Source organism: Pyxidicoccus xibeiensis, assembly GCF_024198175.1.
Lineage (GTDB): Bacteria > Myxococcota > Myxococcia > Myxococcales > Myxococcaceae > Myxococcus > Myxococcus xibeiensis.
Genome location: NZ_JAJVKV010000001.1, coordinates 1,453,704 through 1,466,358, shown reverse-complemented (window position 1 = coordinate 1,466,358; position 12,655 = coordinate 1,453,704). Strand labels below are relative to the sequence as shown.

12 protein-coding genes and 2 pseudogenes are annotated in these 12,655 nt (G+C 68.4%); 8 read left to right on the top strand and 6 right to left on the bottom strand.

Going from position 1 to position 12,655, the window contains the following annotated elements:
- Positions 1 to 50: 50 nt before the first annotated feature.
- On the bottom strand, positions 51 to 917 hold the full coding sequence (locus tag LXT23_RS06005; RefSeq protein ID WP_253979097.1) for a Dyp-type peroxidase: 867 nt from the start codon (positions 915 to 917) through the stop codon (positions 51 to 53).
- Positions 918 to 1,187: 270 nt separating this feature from the next.
- On the opposite strand from LXT23_RS06005, the gene LXT23_RS06000 reads away from it, so the two are divergent.
- From LXT23_RS06000 to LXT23_RS05990, 3 genes are all read left to right on the top strand, one after another.
- Complete coding sequence (locus LXT23_RS06000) at positions 1,188 to 2,078, top strand: EamA family transporter (RefSeq protein ID WP_253979096.1); 891 nt, start codon at positions 1,188 to 1,190, stop codon at positions 2,076 to 2,078.
- A 115-nt stretch (positions 2,079 to 2,193) separates the two neighbouring features.
- Positions 2,194 to 3,093 (top strand): halocarboxylic acid dehydrogenase DehI family protein, encoded by a 900-nt coding sequence (locus LXT23_RS05995; protein WP_253979095.1) that lies wholly within the window; start codon positions 2,194 to 2,196, stop codon positions 3,091 to 3,093.
- On the top strand, positions 3,090 to 3,962 hold the full coding sequence (locus tag LXT23_RS05990; protein WP_253979094.1) for an alpha/beta fold hydrolase: 873 nt from the start codon (positions 3,090 to 3,092) through the stop codon (positions 3,960 to 3,962). The genes LXT23_RS05995 and LXT23_RS05990 overlap by 4 nt, the downstream gene beginning before the upstream one ends.
- Here the strand turns inward: LXT23_RS05990 and LXT23_RS05985 are convergent.
- Positions 3,949 to 4,518 carry an imm11 family protein gene (locus LXT23_RS05985; RefSeq protein ID WP_253979093.1) on the bottom strand — a complete coding sequence of 190 codons (570 nt, stop codon included), beginning with the start codon at positions 4,516 to 4,518 and terminating at the stop codon, positions 3,949 to 3,951. The genes LXT23_RS05990 and LXT23_RS05985 overlap by 14 nt on opposite strands.
- Positions 4,519 to 4,599: 81 nt before the next feature.
- Here LXT23_RS05985 and LXT23_RS05980 point away from each other — a divergent pair.
- A pseudogene (locus LXT23_RS05980) lies at positions 4,600 to 5,519 on the top strand (DUF2381 family protein).
- 11 nt (positions 5,520 to 5,530) lie between these two features.
- Positions 5,531 to 6,031, top strand: a complete 501-nt coding sequence (locus LXT23_RS05975) for a hypothetical protein (RefSeq protein WP_253979092.1) — start codon at positions 5,531 to 5,533, stop codon at positions 6,029 to 6,031.
- Between the two features lie 9 nt (positions 6,032 to 6,040).
- Here the strand turns inward: LXT23_RS05975 and LXT23_RS05970 are convergent, their stop codons facing one another.
- From LXT23_RS05970 to LXT23_RS05960, 3 genes and pseudogenes are all read right to left on the bottom strand, one after another.
- Positions 6,041 to 6,766 carry a hypothetical protein gene (locus LXT23_RS05970; protein ID WP_253979091.1) on the bottom strand — a complete coding sequence of 242 codons (726 nt, stop codon included), beginning with the start codon at positions 6,764 to 6,766 and terminating at the stop codon, positions 6,041 to 6,043.
- Positions 6,767 to 6,977: 211 nt separating this feature from the next.
- Positions 6,978 to 7,943 (bottom strand): annotated as a pseudogene (locus LXT23_RS50605) (AAA family ATPase); the annotation flags it as partial.
- 92 nt (positions 7,944 to 8,035) lie between these two features.
- Positions 8,036 to 9,493, bottom strand: coding sequence for a hypothetical protein (locus tag LXT23_RS05960; RefSeq protein ID WP_253979089.1), 1,458 nt, complete (start codon positions 9,491 to 9,493; stop codon positions 8,036 to 8,038).
- A gap of 154 nt (positions 9,494 to 9,647) precedes the next feature.
- Here LXT23_RS05960 and LXT23_RS05955 point away from each other — a divergent pair, with 154 nt between their 5' ends.
- The gene (locus LXT23_RS05955) at positions 9,648 to 10,310 is read left to right on the top strand and encodes a hypothetical protein (RefSeq protein WP_253979088.1); all 663 of its coding nucleotides are present in this window, start codon (positions 9,648 to 9,650) and stop codon (positions 10,308 to 10,310) included.
- Positions 10,311 to 10,414: 104 nt separating this feature from the next.
- Here the strand turns inward: LXT23_RS05955 and LXT23_RS05950 are convergent, their stop codons facing one another.
- Positions 10,415 to 11,158, bottom strand: a complete 744-nt coding sequence (locus tag LXT23_RS05950) for a site-specific DNA-methyltransferase (RefSeq protein ID WP_253979087.1) — start codon at positions 11,156 to 11,158, stop codon at positions 10,415 to 10,417.
- 185 nt (positions 11,159 to 11,343) lie between these two features.
- On the opposite strand from LXT23_RS05950, the gene LXT23_RS05945 reads away from it, so the two are divergent.
- Together LXT23_RS05945 and LXT23_RS05940 are read left to right on the top strand one after the other, a co-directional pair.
- On the top strand, positions 11,344 to 12,129 hold the full coding sequence (locus LXT23_RS05945) for an alpha/beta fold hydrolase (protein ID WP_253979086.1): 786 nt from the start codon (positions 11,344 to 11,346) through the stop codon (positions 12,127 to 12,129).
- Between the two features lie 28 nt (positions 12,130 to 12,157).
- The gene (locus tag LXT23_RS05940) at positions 12,158 to 12,592 is read left to right on the top strand and encodes a hypothetical protein (RefSeq protein WP_253979085.1); all 435 of its coding nucleotides are present in this window, start codon (positions 12,158 to 12,160) and stop codon (positions 12,590 to 12,592) included.
- Positions 12,593 to 12,655 lie beyond the last annotated feature (63 nt).

Here is a 12,655-nt window from a genome sequence, read left to right as displayed (position 1 = left end):
TGCCGGCCCGGGTTGTGCGACGTGGGAGCGTGGGTCCGTCGGCTGCACGTTCATGACGCGGCCTCCTGGAGTGCGTCGCCGCTGGCGGCCAGGAGCCAGTCGCGCGACGGAGCGAGGTACATGCCACCCCCGACGGGAGTGGCCCGACTCAGCAGCGCGTCCGGCGGCGTGCCGGGCGCGCCGAGCAGGCTGTCCAGCACGCGGTGGAAGCGCGTGGGGTCCGCCGACGTGGCGAGGAAGGCCAGGCCCTCTTCACCGCGCTGGCGGAAGGGGAAGCTGCGGCGGATGAGGCCCGGGGCCGCGCCAGCGTCGGAGGCGTGCGAGGCGGGAGCCGGCGCCTCGCCGTCGGAGCGCACCACGCGCATGCGGGCGCGCGGCGGTGGCGCGGGCGGGCGCGAGGTGTCGTGCTGGAAGCGCAGGTAGAGCAGCCAGGCGCCGCCCGCGAGCGGGCCGGTGGGGATGACCGCGCTGTGCTGGACCTCGTCCCGAGACGGGGCACGGCGCGAGCCGGGGAGGGTGGCCGGCATGAGGCCTTCGCCGAGGCGGCCACCGAGCACCTCCTCCTCGGGGACGAGGACACCGGCGACGACGGCGGCGGTGCGGCGCAGGGCCCAGACGAGGCGCTCGCGGCTGCGCGCGGCGAGCTGCACCAGCACCTGGGCCTGGGTGGAGGGAATGCTCGCGTGGGCGCCGCGGCGTGGCAGGGGGGGAGGACCGGCCTCCACGTCGGCGGTGGGAGAGACGAGCGGTGCGTCGAAGGCGAGGACGGCCTGGATGTCACCCGCGCGGCGCAGCGCCGCGTACGCGTCCGCGGTCGCCTCGCGGACCTGGGCCGCGGCGCTCGAACGGCTCAGTCTCCAGATGACCAGGGCGCTGTAGTCGCCCGGTGGATGGAACAATCCTTCTTGAGGCCTCATGCTGGTCGCCCCCCGGAAACCAGGCTCAGCCGTTGATGCCAGACGGTGCCGTGCTGCCGTGCACACCGCACTTTCTTGTGAGAGCGAGCAAAGCGGTGCCCTGGAGTCCAGTCAAACCCATGAGTCAGGGGAGTGTTGTCCAGCGTCTTCTGCATGCCCCGCGGGGTGGGTGTGTGCCGGGCGGTGGACAGGAGTGGGACGTTTCCGCGTGCCGGCGGGGTTGGCGGAACGACGTAGGGCGGGCGTTTCGTGCGTGCGAAGGTGCGCGGCATGTCACGATTCCGGACGGCGATGGGCCCGGTCACCGTCGCGGTGCTGACGGTGTTGATTGCGATGTGCTCCATCCAGGTGGGCGCGTCGCTGGCGAAGCGGCTGTTTCCCCTGGTGGGCGCTCAGGGGACGACGGCGCTGCGGCTGCTCTTCGCCGCGCTGATATTGCTGGCGGTGGGGCGGCCGTGGCGCAAGCGGCTCTCGCGCGCGGAGGTGCGCTCGGTCCTCGTGTACGGCGCTGCGCTCGGCGTGATGAACCTGACGTTCTACCTGGCGCTGGAGCGGATTCCGCTGGGGATTGCCGTGGCCATCGAGTTCACCGGCCCGCTGGGGGTGGCGCTGCTGTCCACGCGCAAGGCGGTGGACTTCGTCTGGGCGCTGCTGGCGATTGTCGGCGTGGTGCTGATTCTCCCGCTCACGGGGACGTCGCAGGCGCTCGACTGGATTGGCGTGGGCTGGGCGCTGGCGGCCGGGACGTGCTGGGCGCTGTACATCCTGTTCGGCCAGAAGGCGGTGGCCTCGGTGCACGGCGGCACGGTGACGTCGCTGGGCATGGCCACGGCCGCGCTGCTCGTGGTGCCGTTCGGGGTGGCGCATGCGGGCACGGCGCTGCTGGACGTGTCGCTGCTGCCGTTCGCGCTGGGGGTGGCGGTGCTGTCGAGCGCGCTGCCGTACTCGCTGGAGATGATTGCGCTGAAGCGGCTGCCGACGCGGACCTTTGGAATCCTGATGAGCGTGGAGCCGGCACTGGCGGCGCTCTCGGGGCTGCTGCTCCTGGACGAGCGGCTCACGTGGGTGCAGTGGACGGCCATCGGCTGCATCGTCCTGGCGTCGGTGGGCAGCTCGGCGTCCTCGAAGAAGGTGGAGGTGACGCCGGAGGCGGTGCCCTGAAGTCCTGGGCGCACGTGCGTGCATGCGGCTGGTGCGCGGGCTCCGGAGAGGGCGGCCACGCGGCCGCGGATGTCCGCGCGAGCGAGGCGGCCCACCGTTGCCGGGGGTGTCCAGCATGGCCCTGGTCAGGCAGGTGAGCGAGCGCGAGGCGGACGGCGAAGTCGAGCGCGTCTACCACGAGCTGCGGCAGGTGCTGCGAGTGACGGGCGTGGACGTCTCCCTGCGCGCATGGGCGGCCTTCCCCCGCTTCTTCGTGGCGATGTGGGACGCCCTGCGGCCCGACGTGGAGACGCGAGCCTTCGAGGAGGCGGCGGACAGCCTGCGGGACGAAGCCCTGGAGGCGGCCGCGGACTGGGAGGCGCTCGGCGCATGGGACGCGGTGACGCTGGGGCCGAGCCAGCGCTTCCATGTGAAGGGCGTGCTGGAGCTGTACGGCGCCCTGCAGCCGAAGGTGCTGCTGATGGCGTCGGCGGTGCGCATGGCGCTGACGAACGAGCCGGTGGGGCTGAAGGGAATCCCGGGCACCGTGGAGCGGGTGGAGCGGGGTGTGCCTTCGAGGATGGCGGCCATGGAGTGGGTGCTGGACCGGCCCGACGACCCGCGGCTGCGGACGCTGTTCTCGGACGTGGTGCGGCATGTGGGGCCGCCTGCGGTGCCGGGGGAGTACCGCGCGCTGGGGCTGTGGCCGGAGTACCTGGAGGCGGCGTGGGGCCGGCTGAAGCAGCGACTGGTGGAGGACACATTCGCACAGGCGGCGGAGGCGCTGCGGCAGTCGGCGCGGCAGCAGGCTCGGGCGCTGCCGTACGCGGTGGCGCTGAGCCGCGAGCGGGTGGAGGCGCTGGGCGAGGACGCGGCGGCGGTGTTCCGCGTGACGGACGCGCTGGAGCGGCGGCTGCCGATGCTGCTGTTGAACCTGGCGCAGCTGGTGCTGGACGCGCCGGAGGTGGAGCGGCACCCGTTCCCCGCGGCGTCGAGGCTGGTGCCGGACTGGGTGGTGGCGGAGGAGCTGCGATGAGCTGGCGCGACTGGCAGGCCCGGCAGGCGGTGGTGGAACTGGGAGACCGCTTCCTGAGCTACGTGGACCTGGGCGCGGGGCGGCCGGTGGTGCTGCTGCACGGGATTCCGACGTGGGGCTTCTTGTGGAGCGGGCTGGCGCCAGCGCTGGCGCTGACGCACCGGGTGCTGGTGCCGGACCTGCTGGGCTACGGGTACTCGGACCGGAGGGACGGGTTCGACCGCTCGGTGTCGCGGCAGGCGGAGGCGATGGATGCGTGGATGGACCGGCTGGGCGTGGAGGACGCGGTGGTGGTGGCGCACGACTTCGGAGGTGGCGTGGCGCAGCACCTGGCGGTGCGTTTTCCCCGGCGCGTGGGACGGCTGTGTCTGATGGACAGCGTCTGTTACGACGCGTGGCCGGTGGAGCTGATGATTCAGCTCGGACACCCGGGGGCGGTGAAGCGGCTGACGGCGGAGGCGGTGCTGCGCCTGTTGAAGCTGGCCGTGAGGCGCGCGGGCTTCGCGAAGGCGCCGCCGGATGGCCTGGTGGAGGGGCTGCTGGCGCCCTACGCGACGGAGGTGGGGAAGGTGTCGCTGGTGAGGAACGCGGCGGCGCTGAACACGAACCACACGCTGGAGGTGGCGCCGAAGCTGGGGCACCTCGGTGTGCCGGTGCTGATTCTCTGGGGCGAGGACGATGGCTTCCTGCCCGCGAAGTACGGAGCGCGGCTGGCCTGGGACATTCCCGGGGCGAGGTACGTGCAGGTGCCGGGCGCGAAGCACTTCGTCATGTGGGACGCGCCGCACGTGGTGGCCACGGAGCTGTACCGGTTCCTCGGAGTGGAGGCACCGGTGGAGGCCGCGCTCAGGTCGCCTATACCTCCGTGAACTTCACGCCCGTGGCGCGGATGCGCTCCAGCGCTTCTTTGAGTTCCTCCGAGACGATGAGGACGCCCGGCCAGCCTTCAGGACGGAAGATCCTGGCCTCACCCACACGGGCCGGGTCGATGCGCATGCCGTGAACCGCTGAGTATTGCCCGACCTTCTCCGGCAGCCCGTCCTCCGGACGCCAGTAACGCACCTCCGCGCTCCTCTGGTCGTCGATGCACTGGATGAGGCGGGTGGCGACGAGGATGAGGAACTGCTCGGGCTGGCCATCGACATCGACTGGGAGCAACTGGACTTCGCCGGGTGCCAGCTCGGTGAAGAGCTCCGCCAGCAGGACATGGATGACGGGGACGCTGAAGCCCGCGAGCGTGAAGTCGAGGGGCCTGCCAGCGGACTCAACAGGGACGTTGAGACGCCCGGTCAGATTGAGGGCGCGCCCGTCCGTGAACTGCCAGGGGTTCTCCAGTTCCTCGCCTCGCGCATCGGTCGGGTTGTCCAGCGTCCAGCGGCCAGGGGCGGAGACATCGTCATCGAGTTGGTAGAAGCGGCGGGCCATGGCGGTGCTTTACGGCTGTTTTCCCTGGGTAACGAGTCTGTTGAGAAAGGTACCCGCTTGTCCTGTTAGGTTCTGCATGACATGAAGAACCTCCAAGGTAGACACATCGCACTGCTGCTCGCGCTCGTGACAGCGGCCTCTCTCGCTGGCGCCCGAGATCGCGACAAGGCGGCGGTCAGGACGCTACTGCTCTCGGAGCACCCGCGCCGTGCCGCTCACTCTGTCTACGTGATGGGACAGGTCGTCACGGTGCTACGATTCGAGCACCCCTGTGACCCGGCCCGGACACGCTTGCTGGGCTGGGAGGGACGCTTCGAGCCTCTCGTCGTGACTGGTAGGAAGGTCATCCTGGAGCCGCTTCGTGACCTCGACTCCGATGAGCGAGTCTCGCTGGTCGTGACTCTCGCAGATGGAACGGAGGTTCCATTCCTGTTGGCTCCCCCGCATGAGGAAGAGTGGGGCTGGACGGACCAACAGGTAAATGTCTTCAAGGACCAGAGCAGCTACGACTCCGTACTCTCGGCTCTCTACGACACTCTCAAGGAGAAGCAGGCGCTGAAGGCGGAGAACGAGCGACTTCGCAGCGAAGAGACATCCGTTGACCATGCCTTTGCCTCGCTCCTGGTCAAAGGCGCAGAGAAGCAGACCCCCTTCAAGGTGAAGCAGACGTGGTCCGTCAAGGAGGCTGATGCCGAGATAACCGTCGCCACGTACTCCGGGAAGGGCAAGGCGGCGGTGCTCTTCACCCTCAAGAACCACGACCCGAGACAGCCCTGGAAGCTCGGCTCTCGACCCTATCGAGCAGGAGTCTGAGGTCCGGCGCCGTTCGCTCCGAGAAGCCCGTGATTCTCCCCGGCGCGACTGGCTCGGTCGCCATTGTGGCGGACAGGAGCGCTTTCATGGAGGAGGGCAGGCTGGAGAACCTCGCGCTCGAAATCTTCAATGACGAGGGCTATCGACAAGCCGTCGTGCTGCTGGATCATCGTCTGGCCCGCGAGTAAGAGCGGCAGCAATGAGCTCCAAGACCTTCGCGCTCGTGGGCTGTGCCATCCTCCTCGTCACGGCCTCAAGCTGCGCAAGTACCGCGACTGGTGGACTGGCCCTTCGGCCAGACGGGAGCCCGGGGCCGGAGAAGTGCCCGGAGAGGGCGCTGGAGGCGATGGAGTACCTCCAGTTGTCGGTGGGGGATGCTGGAATCATAGAACTCGACGCGAACCAGACCGACACGAGTCCCATCACGCTCTACGACGGTCCCATCGAGAGCTTCCTGGATGACGAACTCGGGCTTCTCGAATCGCCCATGCGGCTCTACGGCCGGGTATGGACCGGTGGCCCGCAGGTCGTCATCCGGTACTACGAGGCGCATCCGCTGCGAGGCTCGAAGCGCATTCCCATCTGCGCCGTGGCCCGGGCTGGGAAGGGGCAGCTCCGGAAACTGCCAGGCTCGCAGCCCGGCACCGCCATTCTCGAGTTCTCCCGGGCCGGCGTGTTTATCGTCGACGAGTTCCGGTGAGCCTGGGCGTCAGGTGGTCGGCGACTCTTCGACATTGATGCGTCCACCCATCGTGCGCCATGCCTCCCAGAGCACCCGGAAGCTTCGCAGGTGTGGAGGCCGTGCTTCATCGAGGCACCGGTCTCTCAGGGCCGCGAGGTAGTTGCCCTCCTTGGCGATGCCGGGGTTGTTCTTCAGGTACGTCTGTCCGTGGTGCCGGAAGACCGCGCGCAGGTACTCGTGGTAGTAGAGCGCCCTGCTCATGGAGCCCGGTGGACAGGCCATTCGCTCGGGGTCTTCCTCTGACACGTCATAGAACTGCTTGAAGCGGAGGATTTCCTCGGCCGTGGGCTGGCGGGGGACGAGCCGCCGGTGACCGAGCAGCCAGCTCTCGATGCAGCAATCCGCGACGATGATGTGGATGTGCCCGAGGAACTGGAGCCCGCGCCGCTGGAGTGCCGTGGTGGCTGACTCAAGGATTTCAGCGACTTCAGCACGCCGCTGCTCATACGAGAGATCCTCCGCGTCGATACAGATGAACAGATGCGTGGCGCCATGGTGGGCCGCATCTTCGAGCGCCTGAGGGATGCGCTTCAGGTACGAGGGGTACCCCATGCCCGCGAGCAGGAAGAACGAGTCCGCCGCGAGGTCGGCAGGAGCGAAGACCTCGGTGAGCTGCGGGAAGGCGTGCTTGAGCCAGGCGCGGAGGAGCTTCTTCTCGGTCTGCTCCCCCTCGACGAGGAGGTAGAGCTTCACGCGAGGCCCTCTTCGAACTCCGGAGAGTTGAGGAGCCGGGTGAAGTCACCTGGGCGGAGGTTCCCTGGAGCGCCTTGATCTCCGTGGCGGGCGTGACGCGCACGACGCTGCCCTTGCGGCGCACCACCTTCCAGTGGTCCTTGGGAATCTTGTTGATGATGTAGGGATGGTGGCTGGTGATGATGAACTGCAGCTCGGAAGCCCTGGACTGGATGAACTCGGTGAGCGGGCCCATGCAGTTGACGCCGAGGCTGTTCTCGAATTCATCGATGAGAACGACGGTGCCTGTCGGGGCGAGCCAAAGATTGATGAGTTGTTTCAATGTCCGGAGCATTCCGGATGAGAGTTCTCCACTCGGAAATCGGACGAGAACGCCGCGCTCCTTCACTTCGAAGTCGAAGTGGACGGACGGATCTTGGCCCGGACGCGGATCTCCGAAAGAAGTCTTGGTGACGATGACGTCTTCGACCGTAGGAAAGATCTCCATGAACAGTTCTTTGAGGTTCTGAAATTGCTCTGGAAATCGCTCCTGTAGAAGAAAGGCCTTCTTTTCGACATCCGCCCATGTATGAGCTCTCAGTTGGCTCAGAGATTGGAGCTTGTCGAGAAGAGACCTGATGGATGCCTCTGTTGTAAGAGCTTCAGTGAGCCGCTTGGATTGTTCATCTAGGATGTCATACACCAAGGCTTGGCGTATGTCTTGAATAAGGTGCTCATCTAGAAGTGTAATCGCTGAGTTCACGCGGCTGAGCAATGGGAGTTCTTGATTCTGGAATATAAAGCGTTCGGAGTTTCGCTCGATGAGTACCCCAGTGGAGCTACTCGTAAGCTTTTCTTTGGTGACAACAGTTTTGAACTGCCACCAAGGTAGCTGACTAGGGCCTTTCGCTTCTTCTTCGTTGGCGCGCGGGGTGGCTTCGAACTCCCAAACGTAGCTCTGCGCTTCGTGCTCAAAGTCGAGCACGAAGGAGATGGGAACGTCCGTGTCTACTCCGATGATGACACGGCTTTCAGGATGTCTGCCGTATGCGATGGCCCGAATCTGCCGGATCGCCCTCAAGATGCGCGTCTTGCCCACGCCAGACGCACCCACCAGCAGATTGAACCGGTCCAGCTTGAGGTCCTGGAGTGTCCACCCGGTCTTCTTGTCCTGGTAGGTGAGCGACTTGAGTAGCATCGAGGCACTCCCGAGTGGGCCTGTCCATCGGGGCCCGTGTTCCGCGGTCCTCGCGGTCTTACACCGGACCCCTTTCTCGGGGAACAAGCCGGCTACTTCGTGTCCTCCCCCACCTTCGACTCCTCGGGCGCGGCGAACTTCTCCGACGTGTACGTGCCCGTCTTCGCATCGAACGTGTGCCGCGCAGCCAGCCGCTTCGAGCCGGGGTCGCCCTTCGAGTTCTCCTCCACCTCGAACGCCTCGATGCGCGTCAGGTCCGCGCTCACCGTCCACTCCACCGGGTCGCCCGTCATGCCGCCCGCGCCCTCCAGGTTCTCCGCCTTCGAGAACTGCCCCTTCGCATCCATCGTGAAGTGGTTGAAGTACACCAGCGGGCACGCACCGCACGCGCCGCTCCCCAGCGGGTTGCTGGGGCCATCGTAGATTTGCAGCAGGTGCAGGCCCGGCGCCCGCGGCGTCGCCCTCACCTCGTCACCCCGCACGCCCTCCCTCTTCAGAATCGCCTGCCCCCTGCGCGACACCAGCCAGCGATTCATGCCGTACCCGTCCGCCTCCGCCGCCACCAGGACCAGCTCCACGTCCCCCACCTTCCCCAGGCTCGTCACCGTGCCCAGGTCCACCTGCACCACGTCCGGGCTCTGCGCCTCCGGCACGAACTGGTACGGCTGCGCCGGGTTCACCCAGACCTGCAGCGAGTCCGCATCCGGCCCCGGTGCATACGACGCCCCCGGCTGCACCTGCAGCGCCGCCTCCAACAGCTCCGGCCACTTCCCGAACCGCAGCGGCTTCTTCAGCGTCACCGCATGGAACGTCGACGCATCCCCGAACTTCCGCTGCGGTGACGAGGACAGGAACGTCTCCTGCTTCGCGCCCCCCTCGTCGCTGTCCACCAGGTCCACCAGCACGCGCACATCCTTCAGCGGCGCCTGCGCCGTGCGAGGGAAGGACGTCATCGGAATCAGCGCCTCGAAGCGGTAGCCGCCGGGGAAGGGCTCGTACCGGGCCGCGCCCACCGTGCCCGCCAGCCCGTAGCGCACCACGCCCCGGGGCGTCAGCCCGTACTGCGTCACCAGGTCCGCCTGCAGCTGCTTGCGGCGCGCAGTCTGCTGCTTCCACCACGCCTTGCACTTCGCCGGGTCCTCCTCGGACACCTTCGCGCAGGCCGCCTCGGTAGGCACCTCGTTCTCCGCCACGTGGTTGATGAAGGCCAGCGGCGGCAGCTTCGGCTGCGGCAGCGAGAGCCACACCTCGGCGTGGTCGGCGTTGATCTCCTTCTTGTTCGTCAGCTGGACCTTGTCGTCCAGCACCTCGCCGGCAATCGCGAGCCCCTCGGGGCCCAGGGCCAGCCACACCTTCGCGGACAGGTCCGCGGGCGACGCCACCTTCGCGCTCCCCGCCACCTGGTTCGCCGCGCCCATCGTCAGCGAGGGCGGCTGCTTCCACTCGTCCAGCTTCCCATCCGCCTGGAAGCCCTTGGGCAAGCCCTCATGGAGCGTCACGGGGGCGGCAGCAGCGGAGAGCAGCAGGAGCGTGGCAGGCAGTGTCAGCATGGTGTCGGTCCCCCGGAGGCCGCGGTCGCACGAGGCTCCACCGCGTCACGGACGCGCCCTGTCTACCACCGGCCCCTGGACGCTGGCACCTCTCACACCGGGCAGGCGTCTTCGTGCTCGCATGGCCGCCGGCACCGCGCTACACGGCGGCGCCATGCGTGACCGAATCCAGGCCGTGCTTCGCCAGCTCTCCCAGTCGCCGCGAGTCGAGGCGCGCTGGCTGCACACCCTGTCCCTGATGGAGTTCATTGGAGCGCGGAAGATTTCGCGCACGGTGGCGGACCGGCATCCCTCGCTGGAGGTGCTGGGCCACCTCGCCGACGAGACGCGCCACGCCTTCGCCTTCAAGCGCCTGTCGGCCGAGCTCGGTGGCGCCGAGCCCTCCGACTTCCTCTGCCCCGAAGCCGCGGGCCGCTACTTCCAGGCCCTGGACCACGAGCTGGCCACCTGGGCCACCGGCTACACCGGCGCGCCGGACATGTACCTGCACTACCTGCTCACCACCACGGCCATCGAGCGCCGCGCCATGGTGCTCTACCCGCTCTACAAGGCCGCCTCCCGCCACCCGGGCGTGCGCGAGGAGCTGGGACGCATCGTCACCGAGGAGCAGAGCCACCGGCGCACCATCGAGGACGCCTGTGTCGCGCGCCTCTCGGCCGTGGGCGCCTCGCTGGACGCCGCGCTCGCGCTGGAGGAGCGGCTCTTCGCAGCCTTCATCACCGAGCTGGAAGCAGCGGTCGCCGGCGAGCTGGCCTCGGACGCGCTGCTCGCCGCCACGCTCGCCGCGCCGGAGCAGGCGACCCGCGCGGTGAAGTAGGCGCCCAACGCTCCAGCCACGGCGAGCGAATGCTCCCGGTGGAGCATCCGCTCGTCACCGGTCCAGGATGCTCGGAACGTGGACCTCGACTTCGTCGGCGCCGCTCACTCCGACTCGGCTGCGTCCTCCGGCGCCCCCGTCCCTCCCGCGCCGGAGAGCACGAGCTTCCCCTCGCGCCACTCGCCGCGCAGGTTGCGGGCCTTGCGAGCCCGCTTGCGGCTGAGCTCCACGCCCACCGCGTCCAGTCCGAGCGCATTCGCCACGGCCAGTACCGTGCCGTGGCCGCAGAACGGGTCCACCACCGTGCGCGTGGCGGTGTGCTCCAGGATGAAGCGGCACGCCGCCAGGCACGCCTCCACGCCCATGCCACGCGTCCACGTCACCTCGCCTGCCTCCGGCAGCACGTCCGCCGTGGCCTTCGCCAGGTTCGCCCGCACCCCTCGTGAGAAGCCCAGCAGGTGCGAGTACGCGGGCCGGCCCCACGTTACCGTCCCCGGCGCCCGGCGGCACACCACCTTGTGGAAGAGCAGCTCGCTGCCCACCTCCTCCGCCGCCCGCGCCACCATGTACCCCTTGTCCACCCAGACGCCCTCCTGCTTCACGTCCGTCTGGTAGAAGAGGGCCACCCCGTCAGCAGGCACCCGCGACAGCACCAGCCCCGCCGCGCGGATGAACCACGCCTTCCACTCCGCCAGCGTCAGCGAGGGGAACTCGGACACATCCGGCAGCGAGGCGATGGCCGAGCACCCCTCCAGCACCGGCCGGGCCTCCAGCCACGCCAGCGCATCCTCGCAGTACACCGTGCGTCGGGGCTCCGCGCCGCCCACGCCATCCCGTTCATCCGCCATGTGGGCGCGGAGTGTGCCAGAGGGAAATCCCCGCCAGGGCCCCCTCTCGCATTGGGGTGAGCCGCCCTTCACCCTCCGCGCGCTCCTACATGGCCCTCCATGGCGCACGTCGCGAACTCGTGGCTTGCTTTCAGTTCTGCACAATTCTTCAGCCCTGCTCTATCCTTCTACTCAGAGGAGACCGCATGCCCACGACTTCCGCGTCTGACGGGACTTCGCTGCACTACCGCATCATGGGAGAGGGACCGCGCACGGTGGTGCTGGTGCACGGGTGGATGGTGTCCGGGGCGGTGTGGAACAGCATGCTGGAGAAGTTCGACCTGACCGGGCTGCGGCTGGTGATTCCGGACGGGCGCGGGACGGGCCAGTCGGGGAAGCCGACCGGGGGCTATACGCTGCAGCAGCTGGCGCAGGACGTGCTCACGGTGGCGGACGCGGCCGGGGCGCAGCGCTTCACGCTGGTGGGCCACAGCATGGGCGGCCAGCTGGCGCAGTGGGTGGCGGCGCAGGTGCCGGGCCGCGTGGACGCGCTGATGCTCGTCAACCCGGTGCCCGCGGCGGGCCTGCCGCTGCCTCCGGACGCGGCCGGGCTGTTCCGCACCTCGGCGGGCAACCGCGAGCAGCAGGCGACCATCGTCAACCTGTCCTGCAAGACGCTCCCGCCTGAGGGGCTGGAGGCGATGCTGAAGGACGCGGCGAACACCTGCGCGCCGGCCATCGAGAACATCTTCGACGCGTGGACGAAGGGGGGCTTCGCCGAGAAGCTGTCGGCCATCACCGCGCCCACGCTGGTGGTGGCCACGGACGACGCCTTCCTGCCGCCCGCCTTCCTGCGGCAGTCCGTGGTGGAGCCCATCCGCCGCGCGCGCCTGGCGTACCTGCCGGGCCCGGGGCACTACCCGCAGATGGAGCGTCCGGTGGAGCTGGCCGCGATGATCTCCTCATTCCTCGCCGGCTCGGCACCGGCCTGAGCGGTATCCAAAGGCAGGAGGCAGTCAGATGGCCTGGAGCATGAGCTTCGACTACGACGCGCCGAACGACGTCGTCACCGCGAACTTCACGGACTGCATCCTCTCGAACGAGGAGGATGTGCTGCGCTGGCGGCGGGAGGTGGAGGCACACCTCACCAGGTACCCTGGCAAGGTGGACCTGCTCATCAACCTGGACGGGTTGGTGGTGAAGTTCACCGCGGGGCGCGTGTTCGGCAAGGAGCGCCGTGAGGTGCTGGAGCGCTACACCCACCGCTCATACCGCTTCGGCGGGGACGAGATGACGCGCATGTTCGTGCTCACCAGCGGGGCCATCAACGGCGCCGCGGTGAACCACTACAGCACGCGTGACGAGGCGCTGGCCGCGCTGAAGTCCGAGCGCGAGGCGCTGCGCAAGCGGGGCTTCTCGCCCTTTGGCGGAGGCTTCGTCGGCAGCAAGGCCTGACGCCGCCGCGGGCCTCCCCGCGCCGTGCCCCGAAGCGCCTCACCGGGCCAGCATGGGCCCTGC

Bases quoted from the DNA above. Each gene is read 5' to 3' on its own strand.
- LXT23_RS06005 (WP_253979097.1), bottom strand. From the start codon at position 917: ATGAGGCCTCAAGAAGGATTGTTCCATCCACCGGGCGACTACAGCGCC.
- LXT23_RS05950 (WP_253979087.1), bottom strand. From the start codon at position 11,158: ATGGCGGATGAACGGGATGGCGTGGGCGGCGCGGAGCCCCGACGCACG.
- LXT23_RS06000 (WP_253979096.1), top strand. From the start codon at position 1,188: ATGTCACGATTCCGGACGGCGATGGGCCCGGTCACCGTCGCGGTGCTG.
- LXT23_RS05960 (WP_253979089.1), bottom strand. From the start codon at position 9,493: ATGCTGACACTGCCTGCCACGCTCCTGCTGCTCTCCGCTGCTGCCGCC.
- LXT23_RS05945 (WP_253979086.1), top strand. From the start codon at position 11,344: ATGCCCACGACTTCCGCGTCTGACGGGACTTCGCTGCACTACCGCATC.
- LXT23_RS05995 (WP_253979095.1), top strand. From the start codon at position 2,194: ATGGCCCTGGTCAGGCAGGTGAGCGAGCGCGAGGCGGACGGCGAAGTC.
- LXT23_RS05975 (WP_253979092.1), top strand. From the start codon at position 5,531: ATGAGCTCCAAGACCTTCGCGCTCGTGGGCTGTGCCATCCTCCTCGTC.
- LXT23_RS05940 (WP_253979085.1), top strand. From the start codon at position 12,158: ATGGCCTGGAGCATGAGCTTCGACTACGACGCGCCGAACGACGTCGTC.
- LXT23_RS05990 (WP_253979094.1), top strand. From the start codon at position 3,090: ATGAGCTGGCGCGACTGGCAGGCCCGGCAGGCGGTGGTGGAACTGGGA.
- LXT23_RS05985 (WP_253979093.1), bottom strand. From the start codon at position 4,518: ATGGCCCGCCGCTTCTACCAACTCGATGACGATGTCTCCGCCCCTGGC.
- LXT23_RS05955 (WP_253979088.1), top strand. From the start codon at position 9,648: ATGCGTGACCGAATCCAGGCCGTGCTTCGCCAGCTCTCCCAGTCGCCG.